This is a genomic window from Pseudomonas sp. CK-NBRI-02 (assembly GCF_008124495.1).
Lineage (GTDB): Bacteria > Pseudomonadota > Gammaproteobacteria > Pseudomonadales > Pseudomonadaceae > Aquipseudomonas > Aquipseudomonas guariconensis.
Genome location: NZ_VSJH01000002.1, coordinates 1 through 17,542 on the forward strand (window position 1 = coordinate 1; position 17,542 = coordinate 17,542).

Sequence of the window (17,542 nt, forward strand, 5' to 3'; positions counted from 1 at the left end):
CCAACAGTGTGAGCGAAAGCTTTACCGTCGTTGCGACCGACAGCGATGGCAGCAGTGCCAGCGGCAGCATCGACGTGAATATTGTCGACGATGTGCCTCAAGCCAATCCCGATACCAAATCCATCGTGCACGAAGGCGGGGTGGTCACCGGCAACGTATTGCACAACGATGTGGTTGGGGCCGATGGTGCTCCTGAGGGCAAGGCCGTGGTCGGCGTAAGGGCTGGCAGCGATACCTCGACACCTGTTCATGGCGATGTCGGCACCCAGATCATGGGCACCTATGGCTACCTGATCCTCAACGCTGACGGCAGCGCCACCTACCACGCCAACCCCAACAGTGTGGCGGGTGCCGGTGCGACCGACACCTTCGTCTACACCATCCGCGACGCCGACGGCGACGAGAGCACCACCACCGTCACTATCAAGGTGCTGGACAGCGGACTGTCGGTCAGTGGGGCGGACCGTGATGTGACGGTTTACGAAAAAGCCCTGGACCTGAACCAGGACGGCAAGGACCTGGCGGCTGGCAACGTCACCGGCAGCGACCCAACCTCCACGGGTGAGACCGGGACAGGCACCCTGGTCGGCGCGGTGCAAGGCGGGGTCGGTGCGTTGACCTACACCTTGGTGGGCAATGCCGTCGGGCAATACGGTCAGATTCATCTGAACGGAGACGGCACCTACACCTACACCCTGACCTCGGCGCCGAAGACCCCAGGTGGCGTCAACGATGGCCCGAACACCCTGACCGAGACCTTCACCTACCAGGCGAAGGATCAGCAGGGCAATACCATCACCAGCCAGATCGTCATCAACATCGTCGACGACGTGCCCCAGGCCATCGCCGATGCGAAGTCGATCGTGCATGAAGGCGGGGTGGTCACCGGCAATGTGCTGTACAACGATGACCTGGGCGCGGACAAGGTGACCAATGGCAACGTCGTGGTTGGCGTGCGCGCTGGCAGCGACACTTCGACCGCCGCCCATGGTGAGGTTGGCACACAGATCATGGGCAACTATGGCTACCTGATCCTCAAGGCCGACGGCAGCGCCAGCTACCACGCCAACCCCAACAGCGTGGGCAGCGATGGCGCGACCGACACCTTCGTCTACACCATCCGCGACGCCGACGGCGATGAAAGCACCACCACCGTCAGCATCAAGGTACAGGACAGCCAGCCCTGGATCGGTGAACCGCAGGTGACGAACGCGCCTCCTGTGGCTGGGGCCGACCATCTCATCACCAATATCGCCGGCACTGGGATGACGGTGCCGGCCGAGGCCCTGCTGGCCAATGACAACGACCCTGATCACGACAAGCTCTCGGTGTCCTCGACCTACTTCGACACTCGGTTTTCCCCCAACGGCGCAGGTTTTGGCGTGGGAAGCGACACGCCTGTGGCCGACTTCGCTGGTACCGGCAGCAACTTGTCCAACCGGGTGCGTGACCTTGCGCGCAGCGAGTTCCGTGGGCCGGCCGACAGCATGGCGGCCGCGCTGATCGTGAGCGGCTTCCTGGCCTCGCCCAACGGCAACTTCGCCAACGCCCAGGATGTTTTGACGGTCACGCTCAAGAAAGGTGAGACCCTGAACCTGCACCATGACGTGTCGGCAAGTCAGGTCGCCATGGCATGGAGGGACGAAAGCGGTAGCTACCAGGCCATCGACAATGACAAAGGTTTCACTGCCAGCCACGACGGGACGTACTCCATCCACATGATCAACTTGTCCAGCGGCAATGGCAGCCACGGCAATGTGAACTACCTACTGACGATGTCGATCGATTACAGCAATGCCGAGCAGGATGCTTACAACGGCACTTACACGGTGAGCGATGGCCACGGCGGCAGCGCGACGGGCAATGCCGACATCACCTACCAGGGCGGCAGTGTGCTCACCGGCACTGCCGACAACGACACCCTGGTTGCCGGCGCGGGGAACGATACCCTGCACGGTGCTGCTGGCAACGATGTGCTGGTCGGTGGCGGTGGTGATGACAAGCTCTACGGCGGGGAAGGCAATGACCTGCTGATCGGCGGCCCGGGCAATGATCTGCTCGATGGCGGTGCAGGTACCGATACCGCCAGCTACGCCTCGGCCCCCGGCGCGGTGACGGTCAACCTGAACCTCACGGGGGCGCAGGATACCGGGGGCGCTGGTATCGACACCCTCAATGGCATCGATAACTTGATCGGCTCCGACTACAACGACCTCCTGATCGGCAATAGCGGCAACAACGTCCTCATCGGCGGGCTGGGCAATGACCGGCTCACCGGGGGGGGCGGTAACGATACGTTTGTGTGGCAGAAGGGGGATGTGGGGCACGACACCGTCACTGACTTCATCCCCGGCAGTGATCGCCTCGACCTGTCGCAGCTGCTTCAGGGAGAGCATGCCACGTCCGCCTCGCTGGACGACTACCTGCACTTCAAGGTCACCGGTACCGGAACCAATGTGGTCTCGACCATCGAAGTCAGCAGTGTGGCGGGCGCGGCGCCCACCCAGACCATCGAGCTGGCCGGGGTCGACTTGGCTCAGCATTATGGCGTCACGGCCGGCGCGGGTGGGGTGATCGCCTCGGGGCAGGACACTGCAACTATCATCAATGGGATGCTCAATGACCACTCATTGAAAGTGGATACTGTCTGAATGTTACGGGCGGCGTGAGACCCGCGCCTGCAGGCGCGGGCTCGCCTCTCGATCCAGGCACAAATGCGACGCCAGGGCATACGCCCTGGTCGTACCTGCAGCACCGGGCCTGCGTCAGCTCCCTAGACTGTGATCGAGCCCACCTCGGAATCAGTCCACATGTCCCTACGCGAATCCCATACCCCCAGCCAGGTCCAGTGGCAGCCCATGCTCTTGGGCGGTCAGCGCCTGGAAGGCGTCAGCTGGAAAATCCTGGCCGATACCGGCCCTTGGCAGGCCTACTGGATGAAAATGGCGCCCGGCAGCCGCTCAGTGCCGCACCGGCACGCAGCCACCGAGTTGCTGCAGGTGCTGGAGGGCGAAGTCATGGATGTCGATGGTCAGGTGTTTCGCGCGGGCGACAGCTTGGTCTACGCCGCAGGCTCCGAGCATTGGTTGCGTTCGCCCAGGGGGTGTCTGTTGCTGGTGGTGGAGTCCGAACCGTCGTCGCTCAGCGATTGAGCGTCAACCGGGGCGGCGCAGGGTCTTTTGCTTGAGAATGTACAGGCTGACCAACACGGCGCTGGTGAGCATGAAGGCCCGTGCCCAGAACAGGGGCACCAGGTAGCAGGAAAGGCCGATGCTCGCCCACATGAGGCCGATGGCGTAGACCTTGCCTTTGAGCGGGATGCCTTCGCCACTGAGGTAATCGCGGATCCACGGACCCAGTTTGGGGTGGTTGATCAACCAGTGGTGAAAGCGTGGCGAGCTGCGCGCGAAGCACGCCGCAGCCAGCAGCAGGAAAGGGGTGGTAGGCAGCACCGGCAGGAAGATCCCCACCACCCCCAGCGCAACGCTGAGCCAGCCGATGGCCAGCAACAGGTAGCGCATGACCACCTTAGTGGTGGCGCGGCTTGAGCAGGGCAGGTTTCTCGTCAGGGGCGTGCAGCAGCAGGAACAGCGCGGTGAGCGCCTCGGGGATCTGCACGATCATGTCATCCTGCAGGCTGGCATTGCGGGCGATGTCCTCGAACTCCGGTTGCTCGTCGAACAGGCCCGAACCGACCATGATCGGCAGCAGCATTTCGCTGACTTCTTCCTCGGCGTTCTCGAACCAGGCTTCCTCGCGCAGGAAGACGCCTTCCATGAAACCGATGCACCAGCCGCGCAGGTCGGAGTCGTCCGGCTCGTCGGTCAGGTCCAGGTCGCATGGCAGCTCGAACTCGTCGTCGCTGGCCAGTTGGCGGCCGATGTGGGCCTTGAGGGCCACCAGGGTCGCCTCGATCTCGGTGCGCTGGGCATCGCTCGCGTAGTGGGGCTCTTCAGCGAACAGGGCGTCGATCCATTCGCGCTCGGGAACTTCCTCGGAGCAGATCGACAGCGCGGTCAGGTAGCCATGGGCGGCGACGTAGTCCAGCGCTTCTTCGTGCAGCTCGTCGGCGTCGAGGAAGGCTTGCAGGCGGGTCAGTTGCTCGGCGAAGGACATTACAGGGCTACCTTGGGGAATAAACGATAACGAATTCTAGCACCTTGCGGCGGCTGGGGGCCAAGGGAACGTCTGTCGTGGGGAAGCAGTCAAGGCATCCTGCGCGAGCGGGCACTGGGGTATACTTCGCGATTTTTCACCCAGGGTGCCGTTTCCCCGGCATTCCGGCAAAAGCCGCTTACGCATTGGCAAGTGTGTCCGGCGGATTTTTCGTCCAGCCTGTGTCCAGGATGGTACGGCGATTTTGGAGTTTCCAATGCTCGAACAGGCTCAGCGCGTCCTCAAGGACATCTTCGGCTACGACAGTTTCCGGGGGCGCCAGGCAGCGATCATCGAATGCGTGGCCAGTGGCGGCGATGCCCTGGTGCTGATGCCTACCGGCGGCGGCAAGTCCTTGTGTTTCCAAGTGCCGGCCTTGCTGCGTCCGGGCCTTGCTGTCGTGGTTTCACCGCTGATCGCGCTCATGGACGACCAGGTCGCCACCCTCGACGAACTGGGGGTGGCGGCCGCTGCGCTGAATTCGACCTTGAGCGCCGAGCAGCAACGCGAGCTGGCCGGGCGCCTGCGTCGTGGCGAGGTGAAGATGCTGTATCTGGCCCCCGAGCGCCTGGTGCAGCCACGCATGCTGGAGTTTCTGCGGACCCTGGATATCGCGCTGTTTGCCATCGATGAAGCTCACTGTGTCTCGCAGTGGGGCCATGATTTTCGCCCGGAATACCTGCAACTGGGCCAACTGGCCGAGCTGTTCCCCCAGGTACCCCGGATCGCCCTGACTGCAACGGCCGACATGCGTACCCGCGAGGAGATTGTCCAGCGCCTGCATCTGCAGGGCGCAGAGCGATTCCTGTCGAGTTTCGACCGGCCCAACATCTTCTACCGCATCGTGCCCAAGGAAGCGCCGCGCAAGCAGCTGATGGCGTTTCTCGCAGAGCGCCGTGGCAATGCCGGCATCGTCTATTGCCTGTCGCGCAAGAAAGTCGACGAGACAGCCGCCTTCCTCTGCGAGCAGGGCTTCCCAGCCCTGCCTTATCACGCCGGCCTGGCCGCCGAGACCCGTGCGGCCAACCAGCATCGCTTCCTCAACGAGGAAGGCTTGATCATGGTCGCCACCATTGCCTTCGGCATGGGCATCGACAAGCCTAACGTACGCTTCGTCGCCCACCTCGATCTGCCCAAATCGATGGAAGCCTATTACCAGGAAACCGGCCGTGCCGGCCGTGATGGCCTGCCGTCTGACGCCTGGATGGCCTACGGCCTTCAGGACATGGTGATGCTCAAGCAGATGCTGCAGAACTCCGAAGGCGACGAGCGCCACAAGCGCATCGAGCAGCACAAGCTCGACGCCATGCTGGCGCTGTGTGAAGAAACCCGCTGTCGCCGCCAGACACTGCTGGCGTACTTCGACGAAGTGCTCGAACAGCCCTGCGGTCATTGCGACAATTGCGTAGACCAGGTCCAGACCTGGGATGCCACCGAGCCTGCGCGCCAGGCCCTGTCGGCGGTATACCGCACTGGTCAGCGCTACGGGGTGGGCCATCTGGTCGATGTGCTGGTGGGCAAGGATACCGAGAAGGTGCGCAGTTTCGGTCATGAAAAGCTGTCGGTGTTCGGCGTCGGCAAGGCCCTGAGCGAACACGAATGGCGTTCGCTGTTCCGCCAGCTGGTGGCACGTGCCTTGGTGGACATCGACCTGGAAGGCTACGGTGGGCTGCGTCTGACGGACAGTTGCCGGCCCTTGTTGCGCGGCGAAGTCACCTTGCAGTTGCGCCGCGACCTCAAACCACAGGCCGTGGCCAAATCCTCCGGTGGCGGCAGCCCTGCCAGCCAGCTGGTGCGTGCCGAGGAGCGCGAGCTCTGGGAGGCGCTGCGAGCCCTGCGGCGCAAGCTGGCCGAGGAGCACAGCGTGCCGCCTTATGTCATCTTCCCCGACTCGACCCTGCTGGAGATGCTGCGCAGCCAACCTACCAGCCTCAGCGACATGGCCCAGGTCAGTGGCGTCGGTGCGCGCAAGCTGGAGCGTTACGGCGAAGCGTTCCTCGAGGTACTCAATGGCGGTACGGGGGATCAGGCGCCGAAGGTGGTGCTCGACCTTCGCCACGAGCTGGTCAGCCTGGCCCGTGCCGGCATGACGCCGGCGCAGATCGCCGGCCAGCTCAATTGCAGTGAGAAGAATGTCTACAGCCTGCTGGCCGAGGCCCTTGGTCGCCAGGAGTTGAGCCTTGAGCAGGCTCTGGATCTGCCCGAAGACCTGCTGATGGAAGTGCAGGATGCCTTCCTTGACGGCGAAGGCGAACTGCCTCCGGTATCGGCAGTGTCACCATTGTTCGGCCAGCGCGTACCTGAAGGCGTGCTGCATTGTGTGCGTGCGGCATTGGCCGCGGAGTTCGAGCTGTGACTGACCCTCGTCACGCTTTTTGACGATTATCGGACATTCCCGCGCGCTGCAGCCTTGCCTGTTGGCGTCGGGCATGATTAGCTGGCTAATAATTAGTTCTGTTCATAGAGTCGCTTATGCCCCTGACCGATAACCAACACCGCTTCGGCATGCAGCTGGCCCAGATGTCCCGTGGCTGGCGCGCCGAACTGGACCGCCGCCTTGCCGGGCTCAACCTGTCCCAGGCACGCTGGTTGGTGCTGTTGCACCTGGCCCGCTTCGAAGAGTCCCCGACCCAGCGCGAGCTGGCCCAGAGCGTCGGGGTCGAGGGGCCGACGCTGGCGCGGTTGCTCGACAGCCTGGAGAGCCAAGGCCTGGTGCGCCGTCAGGCGGTGATGGAAGACCGTCGGGCGAAGAAAATCCTGCTGTGCCCACCGGCCAAGCCGCTGATCGACCAGATCGAGACCATCGCCAACGCCCTGCGTCAGGAGTTGTTCACAGGGGTCGACGAGGCTGATCTGGAAGTCTGCATGCGGGTGCATGCGAAGATTCTCGCCAACCTCGAAAAATCCTGAATCCATGCCACGTGGGGCCGCACGGCGGCTCCACTGGTTTAGAAGGTATGACCCAGGTTCAGGTACACCGCCTTCTGATGTTCATCATTGGCTCCATAGCTGATGTTCAACGGCCCCAACGGTGTCTCCAGGCCCAGGAAGATGCTCGCTGCGTTGATGTACCCGCTGTCGAACTCGTTGTCGTTGTTCCAGGCCCGGCCACGCTCGAGCGAGCCCCCCAAATACAATGGGAAGTCCAGCGGTAGGTAGGCGCGGGGCGTCAGGCGGCGGTAGTAGACCATGCGCATCAGGCTGATGTTCTGCCCCGACACCGAGTCCTGGCGAAAGCCCGACAACTGCCTGGCCCCACCGAACACGAAGCTTGAGGTCACCACCTGGGCGTCATCCAGGGTGCGCCCATAGCGCCCGCCCAGCACCAGGCTGTTCGGCCCGCTGCTCAAGGCCTTGTCCAGCTTGAACTCCCACTGGCGGTACTGCTCGTCCGAATCCAGCGACTTGTCGTATTGGCGCACGGCCAGCCCGATGTCTTCGCCGCTGTGAGGGAAGTACACGTTGTCAAACGTGTCGAAGGAGTACTTCAGCTCGTAGAAACCTTCGTTGAAGCTGACCGAAGGCAGGTCCTGGTCCCCGATGCGTACCTCGGCCTCGCCCCAGGCCTTGCCCACCCCCACGCGTACTTCGCCATAGGTACCGATCTGTCGACCGAGGTTGAGGCCGAAGCCGTAGCGCTCAAGGCGGTATTCGGCGATCGGGTCGTTGTCCAGGGTCGCCTCGATGTTCTGCGAGCCGAAGTCCAGATAGGGCGCGATGAAATAGCGCGAGCCCACATCCAGGGGTTGGTAGAACTCGCTGTAGAGCTCCTGCTGGTCGCCGATCTGGGCACGGGTCAGCCACTCGGCGCCTAGCCGGTTGATACCGTTGACCCGGTAGCTGGCGCCGAGGTTGAAGGCGCTGTCGCCGCGCATGTCGTCCGAAAGATTCAGGCCCAGGCGCAGGTAATCGGTGCCGCCACGCCTGCCGCGGGCATTGATCACCAGAGTGTTGTCATCGCCTTTGTGCACCACGCGGTACTGCACCCGGTCGAAGTAGTCCAAGCCGTACAGAGTGCCCATGTCTGTCTGCAGACGATCCAGCTCCAAGGGCTCGCCCAAGGGTTGGCGGATGTAGTAACGGATCACATCGTCGCTGACCTTCGAATCGTTCTCCACCTTGATCGCGGTGATGATCGGCCGGCGCTGGCGTGGCGAGCGAGCCACGGCCAGCCCGGTATCGCCCTCGGCGCGGCGCAGGCTGGCCAGGCGGTTGTCCAAGGCTCGGGCGGCGCGATAGCCGGCATCGATCATGTCTTGGGCGCGGCCGAAATCGGTCACGCCGAAGGCGGCGAGCGAGGGCTGGATGAGGACATCGTCTTGGTGCAGGCTGGCCAATTGCTCCTCGGAGTTGCGTCGGGTCATCAAGGTGATCGACTGGTTGAGCACGTCGACCACCGTGGCCAGTTGCTTGCGGTCACGCAAGGGGGTGCCGATGTCGACCACGATGGCCAGGTCCACCCCCATGTCCCGCGCCACATCGACGGGAATGTTGTCGACCATGCCACCATCCACCAACAGGCGGCCGTCGAGTTCGACCGGGGCGAACACGGCCGGGATCGACATGCTGGCGCGGATCACCTGGGGCAGGTGGCCGCGGCTGAACACCACCTTTTCGCCACTGGCGATGTCGGTGGCTACGGCGCGAAAAGGGATCGGCAGCTTGTCGAAATCACGGGTGTCGGCGGTGTGGGCCAGCTTGCTTTCCAGCAGCAGGGAGAGGTTCTGGCCCTGGATCACGCCCAGGGGCAGGCCAAGACTGCCATCGTCGCGAAAGCTGAGCTTCTGCTTGACCAGGAAATCGCGGTCGTCCTGCTTGCGCCGGAACGGTACGTCCTTGCGTGGCGGTGCATCGGACAGCGCCTGCTGCCAGTCGAGGGTGGTGGCGAGTTTCTCGAGCTCCTCGACGCTGTAGCCGGAGGCATACAGCCCGCCGATCACCGCCCCCATGCTGGTGCCGGCGATAGCGTCGATGCGTACACCTTGCTCCTCCAAAGCCTTGAGCACGCCGATATGGGCAATGCCCCGGGCCGCGCCACCTGACAACACTAGGCCGACCTTGGGCCGGGCGACTTCAGCGGCCAGGGTAGTGAAACTGGTGACTATCAGCAAAAGGCAGAACAGCAGGCGGCGCATCGTGAGTCTCAAAACCGTGGTCAAAGACCGCTAGTATAAGCGGCTCATCCCGAAGGAGACGCGTTGCCATGACGCAGCCCAAGCCTGAAATCGTCATCACTTATTGCACGCAATGCCAATGGCTGTTGCGTGCGGCCTGGCTGGCTCAGGAGTTGCTCAGCACCTTTGCCGACGACCTGGGCCGCGTGGCCCTGGAGCCGGGTACCGGTGGCGTGTTCCGCATAACCTGCGATGGCATCCAGCTCTGGGAGCGCAAGGCCGATGGTGGCTTCCCCGAGGCCAAGGTGCTCAAGCAGCGACTGCGCGACCAGATCGACCCGCAGCGCGACCTGGGCCATAACGATCGCTGATCAGGCGCTTTCGGCCAGTGAGCGCTGCCTGGGCGGTTGCTCGGCGGCCATGCGACTGGAGAGCACGATGGCGAAGATGATCAGCACACCGCCCACCAACATGCGCACGGTCGGCGTTTCGGCGAACACCACCCAGGCGACGGCGATGCCATAGACCGGCTCCATGCCGAACACCACGGCGGCGGTGCGCGCCTTGATCACTGCCAGGCTGGCGACGAACAGGCTGTGGGCGACGCCTGTGCAGAAGATGCCGAGCAGGGCGATCCACAGCCAGTCCATGGTCGCTACCTGGTTCAGGCCTGGGCCGGCGAAGGGCAGCAGGCACAGACCGACCACCAGGTTCTGCCACAGCGCCGCCTGTACCGCCGGCAGCCGTCCGGAACCGGCGCGATTGGTCAGCGACAGCAGCGAGAACAGCAATCCCGAGAGCAACGCCCACAGCAGCCCGCCTGTCGCTTCGCTTTGCAGGTCGAAGGCAGGGGTGACCAGGACCAAGCCGATGCTCACCAGCACCACCAGCACGGCCTCGTTGCGGCGTATACGCTCGCGGAACAACACGCCTTCGAGAATCACTGTGAAGGCGGGGAAACTGGCGAAGCCGAGGGTGGCGATGGCCACGCCGCCGACCTTGACGGCGATGAAGAAACTGACCCAATGCCCGGCCAGCAGCACCCCGCCGAGCAGCAGCCGGCGCGCATCCTGGGCGCTGAGGCGTTGCCAACCGGGGCCGGCGAGGCTGGCGAACAGTGCCAGAGCGAGCACGGCGAAGGCGGCGCGTCCGAAGACGATGATCGTGGGGCTGGCACTGGTCGCCAGCTTGCCGAAGACGCCGGTAAGGCCGAAGAAAAGGGCGCCGATGTGCAGGGCGCCAAGGGCGGTGCGGTGGTTCATGGTAGTCCTTGTGATGACAGTGGCCCAGGCGCGGTGGAGTGGGTGTATCCGGCGATGGGTCAGGCGGCCGGCGAACAACCCGCTGGCTCGATATTCCAGGGCCAGTCTACGAGGGCTGTCGCGTACTGTCTGTCGCGATCCTCGCGTCAGTTGTCGCCAGGCTCGCGGCGCAAGGCCATGGGCGAGCGGCCGAAGTCGCGCAGCATGGCGGCAGAAAACGCACTCTGGGAACTGTAACCGACCTGCGCGGCAATTTCGCCGATCGGCAGGCAGGTCTGCTGCAGCAAACGTCGCGCCTTGAGCAATCGCCGCTGGCGGATGTAGTCCATTGGCGTCATCGCGCATTCTCTGGCGAAGCGCGCATGCAGGCGGGCGCTGGACAAACCGGCCAGGCGTGCCAGGTCGGCCACCTGCAGCGGGTGGGCCGCATGCTGCTCGATGTGCGCATCGAATGCCGCGTAGGGCAGGCGCCGCTGGACGCTCGCCGGCAGGGTGTGCGCATTGAGGCTGGCCAGCAGCAGGACTGCGCCCTGCTGGGCGATCAAGGGGTCATCCACCGGGCTGCTGGCGAGCCAGTCGACCAACTGTTGCTGCCGGCTGTCCAGGCTCAGAGGGCCTGGACGATCCAGCAGGCGGCGGCTGGCATCGGCGTGGCGGCCCAATTGCTCGTACAACCAGTGTTCATCAGGAACATCCAGCACCAGGCAGTCGCTGCCGGATGGACTGCCGCAGGTGTGATGTGCGCCGGCTGGCACCACCATCAGGCCCTGGCGCTGGACTAAAGCGCCATGGCCCTGCACCTCGAAATCCAGGCGGCCGCCCAGGCCAAACACCAGTTGTGAATGGTCGTGACTGTGGGCAATCAGGTCGTGGCGGTAGTGGCGCAGGGAGAGGATCGGGCCGGCGGTCATGGGAGCTTCCTCGCGGGGCAGGGCGCTAGGCTCTGTGCGAAATGTATCCGCACTCGCCCACACTGCGTTGAAACGGGGTTGGAATGCTCGTGTACGCCAATACGCTGCGCTTGCCCGCTCCGTTTCGTGAACACATTGCATTCGGGCCCTAGTGTACACACCGGGCTGTTGCTCGGGGAATCCGTCACGCCGCTGCCACCAACCTGTCATCCGCAACTGCCAGTCTCCAGCAAACAGCGTAGGAGCCTGCCCATGACCCATGCCGAACTCGCCCGCCCGTCGCGCAAGCAACGCGTGCGCACCTTGTGGATTTCCGATGTGCACTTAGGTACCCGCGATTGCCAGGCCGAACACTTGTCGCAGTTTCTCAAGGGGTACCAGGCCGACCGCATCTACCTGGTCGGGGACATTATCGATGGCTGGAAGCTGCGCGGTGGCATCTACTGGCCCCAGGCCCATACCAATGTTATCCGTCGGTTGCTCACCCTGAGCAAACGCGGCACCGAGGTCATCTATGTCACTGGCAACCACGACGAATTCCTGCGGCGCTACTCCAAGTTGATCCTGGGTAACATCCAATTGGTGGACGAGGCCGAACACTTGACCGCCGATGGCCGGCGCCTGCTGGTGATCCATGGCGACCAGTTCGATGTGATTACTCGCTACCATCGCTGGCTGGCGTTCCTGGGTGATCGGGCCTATGAATTCACCCTGGTGCTCAACCGTTGGCTCAACCAGTGGCGGGCCCGCTATGGCTACGGCTATTGGTCGCTGTCGGCGTACCTCAAGCACAAGGTCAAAGGGGCGGTGAACTTCATCAGTGACTTCGAAGATGCCATCGCCCACGAATGCACCCGGCGGGGCTTGCACGGCGTTGTCTGCGGTCATATCCATCACGCCGAGATTCGCCAGGTAGGAGAGGTGCAATACCTCAATTGCGGCGACTGGGTGGAGTCGTGCACGGCGCTGATCGAGCACTGGGATGGGCAGATCGAACTCTATCGCCTGGCCGATGCCCAGGCCCGCGAGGCCGAGCGTTTGGCCGCGCTACGTGAGACGGCCTAGCTGCCTTAGAGGCTGATCTTGCCGCGCAGGATATCGCGGAACATGGCGAAGTCGCCCAGCAGGCTGTACAGCGGATGGCTGAAAGTGGCCGGGCGGTTCTTCTCGAAAAAGAAATGACCGATCCAGGCAAAGCCATACCCGGCAAAGGGTACGACCAGCAGTAGTTGCCAGCGCCCGCTGGCGAAGGTGTAGGCGAGCAGGGCGATGACCAGGCTGGTGCCGACGAAGTGCAGGCGGCGGCAAGTGGGGTTGCTGTGTTCGCCCAGGTAATAGGGGTAGAACTCGGCAAAACTTCGAAAATGTGCGGTAGGGGTCATGGCAGTACTCCCGTCAGGTTCGCGTTGTGAACAGATACACGGCGCGGAGCCTGAATCGAGTCTAGAGTGATTGTCGGAGCCGGCCAGTGACCAAAGGCGCCAATTGAGTATCTTTTCGATTCGCCGCATGAAGCGGTCAGCAAAAGAAGCCTGCCATGAGCGAGAGAACCACGTCAGCCAGCTGGGCATCAGGGATTGTCAAAGCGCTCGAGCTGGAAGGGCTCGATTGCCAGGCCATGTTCAAGCAGCTCGGGCTGGATTTTGCGGCCCTGGACGATCCTGACGCGCGCTTTCCCCAGGACGCCATGACCCGCCTGTGGCAGCTGGCGGTGGAGCTTTCGGGCAATGAAGCGATTGGCCTGAACATGGCCCGGGTGGTGCGTCCGGCATCGTTCCATGTGGTGGGTTATGCGCTGATGTCCAGCCGCACCCTGGCCGAGGGATTCGAACGCCTGGTGCGTTATCAGAGAATCATCGCCGAGAGCGCCGATCTGAGCTTTCGCCTGGAGCCGGAGGGTTACGCGCTGGTGCTGACCGTGCATGGCGACCACCTGCCTCCCACCCGCCATAGCGCCGAGGCGTCGCTGGCTTGCGCGTTGTCCTTGTGCACCTGGCTCAGTGGGCGTGCCATCCAGCCGCGCCGGGTGTTGATCCAGGGGCCACAGCCGAAGAACGTCGAGCCCTACAAGACGGCGTTCCATGCCCCTTTGGTGTTCGGTGCGCCCCATGATGCGCTGGTGTTCGAGCGGGCGGACATGGAGGCCCCGCTGCCGACGGCCAACGAGGCCATGGCCGTGCTGCACGACCGATTCGCTGGGGAGTACCTGGCACGCTTCTCGGAAAGCCGGGTGACCCATCGGGTGCGCCAGGTGTTGTGTCGCGTCCTGCCCCAGGGTGAGCCCAAGCGCGAAACCCTCGCCCAGGCGTTGCACCTGTCCCAGCGTACCCTGCAGCGCCGCTTGCAGGAGGAGGGCACCAGCTTCCAGACCTTGCTCGACGACACCCGCCGGGAACTCGCCGAACAGTACCTGGCCCAGCCCGGCATGACTTTGCTGGAAACCGCCTACTTGCTGGGGTTTGCCGATCCGAGCAACTTTTACCGGGCGTTCCGCCGCTGGTTCGATGTCACCCCAAGCGAGTATCGCGCCCGCCTTGAGGCAGAGTCGGTCAGTGACGCCAGAACGCCGGCATGCACAACACCAGCACCGTAATGATTTCCAGACGGCCGAGCAGCATGCCGCCTGAAAGAATCCACTTGGCCGCATCCGGCAGGGTCGCATAGTTGCCCGCAGGGCCAATCACCTCGCCCAGGCCCGGCCCGACGCCGGAGACGGTGCCCGCGGCGCCGGTCAGCGCGGTCATCCAGTCCACGCCCAGCAACGACAGCAGCAGGGCGATGACACAGATGGTGACGGCGAAGAAGAATGAGAAGGTCAGGATCGAGCGCACGATCTCTTCGTCGAGACGGTGGCCGTTGTATTTTTGCTTGATGACCGCGCGGGGGTGGATCAACTGGTTGAGGCTCGCCTTGAGCAGGATGTAGGCGACCTGGAAGCGGAAGATCTTGATGCCGCCGGCAGTGGAGCCGGAGCAGCCCCCGATGAAGCCCAGGTAGAAGAACAGCATCAGCGAGAAGTTGCCCCACAAGCTGTAGTCGCCCAGGGCGAACCCAGTGGTGGTGACCACCGACGTGACGTTCAGCGCCACATGGCGCAAGGCGTCGAGCCAGTGCAGATTGGTGGTGGCCCAGTACCAAGTGCCCAGTACCAGCCAGGTGGCCACCAGCAAACCGAGCAGGCCTTGGACCTGCTGGTCGCGGATCAAGGCCTTGCGGTTACCGCGCAAGGTGGCCACGTACAAGGTAAACGGCACGCTGCCCAGGATCATCACCACCACCGCCACCCAGTGCACGGCTGGGATGTCCCACTTGGCCAGGGACTGATCGGAGGTGGAGAACCCGCCGGTGGAAATCGCCGACATGGCATGGTTGATGGCATCGAACGGCCGCATGCCTGCCCACCAGAACGCCAGGCTGCCGAACACGGTGATGCCGACATACACCGCCACGATCGACTTGGCGACCATGTGCGAGCGCGGCATGACCTTTTCAGAGCGGTCGGAGGATTCGGTCTGGAACAGGCGCATGCCACCGATTCGCAGCAGCGGCAGGATCGCTACCGCCATGCCGATGAAGCCGATGCCGCCGAGCCAGTGCAGCATCGAGCGCCACATCAGGATGCCTGGGGACATGTTGTCGAGCCCGCTGAGCACCGTGGCGCCAGTGGCGGTGATGCCGGACATGCTTTCGAAAAAAGCGTCGGTGTAACTGATGTGCTGGGTCAACAGGAACGGCAGGGCGGCGAACACGCACACGACCAACCAACTGCTGACCGTCAGCAGGTACATGTCGCGTGGGCGCAGGTGGACGTGCTCGGGCCGCCCCTGAACGACCAGCGCCAGGCCGGCGATGAAGGTGATCAGGCTCGACCAGAGGAACGAAGGCATGTCGCTGGTGCGTTCGAAGACCACCAGGGTCGTCATGGGCACGACCATGCTGACCGCCAGGGTGATCAGGAAGATGCCGATGATGAAACCAATGATCCTTAAAGTCGGCAACGCCATGTGATCTGCTCTGACTCGAAACGGAAAGGGCGCCATTTTAAGCGGCAGGCTGCAAGCTGCAAGCGTGAGAGGACGTTTTTCTTGCGGCTTGCAGCTTGCGGCGTGCAGCTTGAGAATGGCCGCACTTTTTCAATCTGCCAGGAGGGTAGCCCATGGAGGCTCTCGACGCATTGCTCAACCGTGTTTCCGTGCCACGCCTGACCGACCCGGCGCCCAATGCCGCCCAGCGCGAAGCGCTGTTCCAGTCGGCCTTGCGCGCCCCGGACCATGGCCAGCTGCGCCCATGGCGCTTCCTGACCATCGAGGGTGCGGCTCGTGAAAAGCTCGGTGAGCTGTTCGCCGAAGCGGTACAGAAGAAGGGCGACGCCAGCCAGGCCGCGCTGGACAAGGCGCGGGCCATGCCGCTGCGTGCGCCTTTGCTGATCGTGGTGGTGGCTCGCCTGCAGGACCACTTCAAGGTGCCCAAGTCCGAGCAACGCCTTGCAGCCGGTTGCGCTGCCCATGGCATTCTCATCGCCGCTCATGCCCAGGGGATCGGCGCTGTGTGGCGTACCGGCGACATGGCGTTCGATGCTCATGTGCACCAAGGCCTGGGGCTTGCCGACAACGAGGAGCTGATCGGCTACCTGTATGTCGGCACGCCCATGGCTGAGCCACGGACCGCTCCGGTGCTGGCTACCGCCGACTTCGTCAACGCCTGGGGCGAGTGATTCACCAGGGCCGCTGCACGGTCCTGGGTCCTTTCAGTCGGTAATCATCTCGCAGGGCAGCTCCAGCGTCGCGACAAACCCGCCTTGCGGATGATTGCCTAGCACTAGGTTCCCGCCGTGGCGTTCCGCCGCCCGTCGGGCGATGGCCAGTCCCAGGCCGTGCCCAGGTGCTTCCTGCCCAGGAGCGCGGAAGAATGGCTCCCCCAACTGCGCCAGGTGCTCATCGGCCACCCCGGGCCCATGGTCACGTACGCTCAGTACGATCCGCCCAGCCTCGCGAACGGCATGGATCTCGATCGGCTGACCTGGCGGGTTGAAGCGCAAGGCATTGCGCACCAGGTTGTCCACGGCACGCTCGATCAGTGTCGGCCAGCCTTGCAGGGTGAGCCCCGGGGTGGCCTCCAGGCGTATTTCCTGCTCCGGGACGCTGAGCTGGGCGTCCTTGCGCACGCTGCCCAGCAGGGCGTTGAGGTCCACTGGCTCGGCATGGGACTGCTCGGCGTCGACCCTGGCCAGGGCGAGGATTTCGCTGATCAGGTCTTCCAGGCGATCGCACTCACGGGTCAGTCGCGGCCATAGGGCCTGGCGCTGCTCAGGCTCGGCACGTTCGGCCAAGGCCAGGGCGATGCGCAGCCGCGCCAAGGGTGAGCGCAGCTCGTGGGAGACATCGCGCAGCAGTTGCCGCTGGCTGCCGATCAGGCTTTGCAACCGCGCGCCCATCTTGTTGAAGTCATTGGCCAGTACACCGAACTCGTCACGCCGGGCCGCCAGTCGCGCCAGGCTGTTCTGCTGGTAGCTGGTTTGTCCCAGATCGTGTACCGCCCCTCGCAGCCGGCTGAGCGGGCGGGTGATCGACAGCGTGACGAACAGGCTGAACAGCGTCAGCACCACCAGGGCGATTCCCAAGGCGCTGAGCGGCCACAGCAGGCTCTCGCGGTGCCAGGCGTTGAGCGCCGGATGTGGAATGCGGTAGATCAGCAGGTAGGTCTCGCCACTGTCTGGACTGGTGTATTCCTGGGTCAGGCGACGCCAGGGCAGACGGCGCTGGTCATTGTGCTGACGGGCCTCGAAGGCGGCGGCGCGACGTGGGAAAGTGCCCGGGACCACGGCCTCGCCACTGTCGTTGAGCACTTGCACATCGATGCCAAAGCGGTGCTTGCGCCGTTCCAGAAAGCGCTGGGCAGACTCCAGGCCTTCCTGCTCATAGTGCTGGGTCCAGCGGCTGGCCAGGGTATTGAGGCCCGGATGGCGACTGAGGATCCAGGCATCCTGGTTGAGCATGTGGCCAAGCAGGATCGACAGGCCGGCGACCAGGGCGATGGCCAGCCAGAAGCTGGCCAGGATGCGCCAGAACAATGACCGCAAGAGCACCTCCTGAAAGCAAGA

16 protein-coding genes are annotated in these 17,542 nt (G+C 63.8%); 8 read left to right on the forward strand and 8 right to left on the reverse strand.

Annotated features, from left to right (window positions below; genetic code table 11):
• Together DQ397_RS01550 and DQ397_RS01555 are read left to right on the forward strand one after the other, a co-directional pair.
• The coding region (locus DQ397_RS01550; protein WP_148921450.1) for an Ig-like domain-containing protein at positions 1–2,651 on the forward strand (2,651 nt) is incomplete at its 5' end.
• A 159-nt stretch (positions 2,652–2,810) separates the two neighbouring features.
• On the forward strand, positions 2,811–3,152 hold the full coding sequence (locus DQ397_RS01555) for a cupin domain-containing protein (protein ID WP_052352502.1): 342 nt from the start codon (positions 2,811–2,813) through the stop codon (positions 3,150–3,152).
• A gap of 3 nt (positions 3,153–3,155) precedes the next feature.
• Here the strand turns inward: DQ397_RS01555 and DQ397_RS01560 are convergent, their stop codons facing one another.
• The gene (locus DQ397_RS01560; protein ID WP_043214361.1) at positions 3,156–3,521 is read right to left on the reverse strand and encodes a YbaN family protein; all 366 of its coding nucleotides are present in this window, start codon (positions 3,519–3,521) and stop codon (positions 3,156–3,158) included.
• Positions 3,522–3,528: 7 nt separating this feature from the next.
• Positions 3,529–4,116: a YecA family protein gene (locus DQ397_RS01565; RefSeq protein ID WP_043214359.1), complete on the reverse strand. Its 588-nt coding sequence runs from the start codon at positions 4,114–4,116 to the stop codon at positions 3,529–3,531.
• A 256-nt stretch (positions 4,117–4,372) separates the two neighbouring features.
• On the opposite strand from DQ397_RS01565, the gene recQ reads away from it, so the two are divergent.
• Positions 4,373–6,511, forward strand: coding sequence for a DNA helicase RecQ (recQ, locus tag DQ397_RS01570; RefSeq protein ID WP_043214355.1), 2,139 nt, complete (start codon positions 4,373–4,375; stop codon positions 6,509–6,511).
• 116 nt (positions 6,512–6,627) lie between these two features.
• The gene (locus DQ397_RS01575) at positions 6,628–7,065 is read left to right on the forward strand and encodes a MarR family transcriptional regulator (RefSeq protein WP_043214353.1); all 438 of its coding nucleotides are present in this window, start codon (positions 6,628–6,630) and stop codon (positions 7,063–7,065) included.
• Between the two features lie 38 nt (positions 7,066–7,103).
• Here DQ397_RS01575 and DQ397_RS01580 read toward each other — a convergent pair whose 3' ends face one another.
• A complete protein-coding gene (locus DQ397_RS01580; protein ID WP_043214351.1) occupies positions 7,104–9,290 on the reverse strand; it encodes a patatin-like phospholipase family protein in 2,187 nt (728 codons plus the stop codon).
• A 68-nt stretch (positions 9,291–9,358) separates the two neighbouring features.
• Between DQ397_RS01580 and DQ397_RS01585 the strand changes: the two genes are divergently transcribed.
• Positions 9,359–9,640, forward strand: a complete 282-nt coding sequence (locus tag DQ397_RS01585) for a SelT/SelW/SelH family protein (protein WP_043214349.1) — start codon at positions 9,359–9,361, stop codon at positions 9,638–9,640.
• Here the strand turns inward: DQ397_RS01585 and DQ397_RS01590 are convergent, their stop codons facing one another.
• Positions 9,641–10,531 (reverse strand): DMT family transporter, encoded by an 891-nt coding sequence (locus tag DQ397_RS01590; protein ID WP_043214345.1) that lies wholly within the window; start codon positions 10,529–10,531, stop codon positions 9,641–9,643.
• Between the two features lie 146 nt (positions 10,532–10,677).
• Positions 10,678–11,442, reverse strand: coding sequence for an AraC family transcriptional regulator (locus DQ397_RS01595; protein ID WP_043214343.1), 765 nt, complete (start codon positions 11,440–11,442; stop codon positions 10,678–10,680).
• A gap of 252 nt (positions 11,443–11,694) precedes the next feature.
• Here DQ397_RS01595 and DQ397_RS01600 point away from each other — a divergent pair, with 252 nt between their 5' ends.
• On the forward strand, positions 11,695–12,507 hold the full coding sequence (locus DQ397_RS01600; protein ID WP_043214340.1) for a UDP-2,3-diacylglucosamine diphosphatase: 813 nt from the start codon (positions 11,695–11,697) through the stop codon (positions 12,505–12,507).
• 5 nt (positions 12,508–12,512) lie between these two features.
• Here DQ397_RS01600 and DQ397_RS01605 read toward each other — a convergent pair whose 3' ends face one another.
• Positions 12,513–12,824 carry a DUF962 domain-containing protein gene (locus DQ397_RS01605; protein ID WP_043214337.1) on the reverse strand — a complete coding sequence of 104 codons (312 nt, stop codon included), beginning with the start codon at positions 12,822–12,824 and terminating at the stop codon, positions 12,513–12,515.
• Positions 12,825–12,979: 155 nt separating this feature from the next.
• Here DQ397_RS01605 and DQ397_RS01610 point away from each other — a divergent pair, with 155 nt between their 5' ends.
• Positions 12,980–14,035: an AraC family transcriptional regulator gene (locus DQ397_RS01610; RefSeq protein WP_043214335.1), complete on the forward strand. Its 1,056-nt coding sequence runs from the start codon at positions 12,980–12,982 to the stop codon at positions 14,033–14,035.
• Here DQ397_RS01610 and DQ397_RS01615 read toward each other — a convergent pair.
• Complete coding sequence (locus tag DQ397_RS01615) at positions 13,992–15,446, reverse strand: TrkH family potassium uptake protein (RefSeq protein WP_043214333.1); 1,455 nt, start codon at positions 15,444–15,446, stop codon at positions 13,992–13,994. The genes DQ397_RS01610 and DQ397_RS01615 overlap by 44 nt on opposite strands.
• A gap of 152 nt (positions 15,447–15,598) precedes the next feature.
• On the opposite strand from DQ397_RS01615, the gene DQ397_RS01620 reads away from it, so the two are divergent.
• A complete protein-coding gene (locus DQ397_RS01620) occupies positions 15,599–16,156 on the forward strand; it encodes a nitroreductase (RefSeq protein ID WP_043214331.1) in 558 nt (185 codons plus the stop codon).
• Positions 16,157–16,189: 33 nt separating this feature from the next.
• Here DQ397_RS01620 and DQ397_RS01625 read toward each other — a convergent pair whose 3' ends face one another.
• A complete protein-coding gene (locus DQ397_RS01625; protein ID WP_043214329.1) occupies positions 16,190–17,527 on the reverse strand; it encodes a HAMP domain-containing sensor histidine kinase in 1,338 nt (445 codons plus the stop codon).
• Positions 17,528–17,542: the final 15 nt, after the last annotated feature.

Excerpts from the sequence above, each read along its gene's own strand:
- recQ (WP_043214355.1), top strand. The coding sequence starts at position 4,373 with ATGCTCGAACAGGCTCAGCGCGTCCTCAAGGACATCTTCGGCTACGAC.
- DQ397_RS01580 (WP_043214351.1), bottom strand. The coding sequence starts at position 9,290 with ATGCGCCGCCTGCTGTTCTGCCTTTTGCTGATAGTCACCAGTTTCACT.
- DQ397_RS01605 (WP_043214337.1), bottom strand. The coding sequence starts at position 12,824 with ATGACCCCTACCGCACATTTTCGAAGTTTTGCCGAGTTCTACCCCTAT.
- DQ397_RS01610 (WP_043214335.1), top strand. The coding sequence starts at position 12,980 with ATGAGCGAGAGAACCACGTCAGCCAGCTGGGCATCAGGGATTGTCAAA.
- DQ397_RS01585 (WP_043214349.1), top strand. The coding sequence starts at position 9,359 with ATGACGCAGCCCAAGCCTGAAATCGTCATCACTTATTGCACGCAATGC.
- DQ397_RS01560 (WP_043214361.1), bottom strand. The coding sequence starts at position 3,521 with ATGCGCTACCTGTTGCTGGCCATCGGCTGGCTCAGCGTTGCGCTGGGG.
- DQ397_RS01575 (WP_043214353.1), top strand. The coding sequence starts at position 6,628 with ATGCCCCTGACCGATAACCAACACCGCTTCGGCATGCAGCTGGCCCAG.
- DQ397_RS01590 (WP_043214345.1), bottom strand. The coding sequence starts at position 10,531 with ATGAACCACCGCACCGCCCTTGGCGCCCTGCACATCGGCGCCCTTTTC.
- DQ397_RS01620 (WP_043214331.1), top strand. The coding sequence starts at position 15,599 with ATGGAGGCTCTCGACGCATTGCTCAACCGTGTTTCCGTGCCACGCCTG.
- DQ397_RS01595 (WP_043214343.1), bottom strand. The coding sequence starts at position 11,442 with ATGACCGCCGGCCCGATCCTCTCCCTGCGCCACTACCGCCACGACCTG.
- DQ397_RS01615 (WP_043214333.1), bottom strand. The coding sequence starts at position 15,446 with ATGGCGTTGCCGACTTTAAGGATCATTGGTTTCATCATCGGCATCTTC.
- DQ397_RS01555 (WP_052352502.1), top strand. The coding sequence starts at position 2,811 with ATGTCCCTACGCGAATCCCATACCCCCAGCCAGGTCCAGTGGCAGCCC.
- DQ397_RS01565 (WP_043214359.1), bottom strand. The coding sequence starts at position 4,116 with ATGTCCTTCGCCGAGCAACTGACCCGCCTGCAAGCCTTCCTCGACGCC.
- DQ397_RS01600 (WP_043214340.1), top strand. The coding sequence starts at position 11,695 with ATGACCCATGCCGAACTCGCCCGCCCGTCGCGCAAGCAACGCGTGCGC.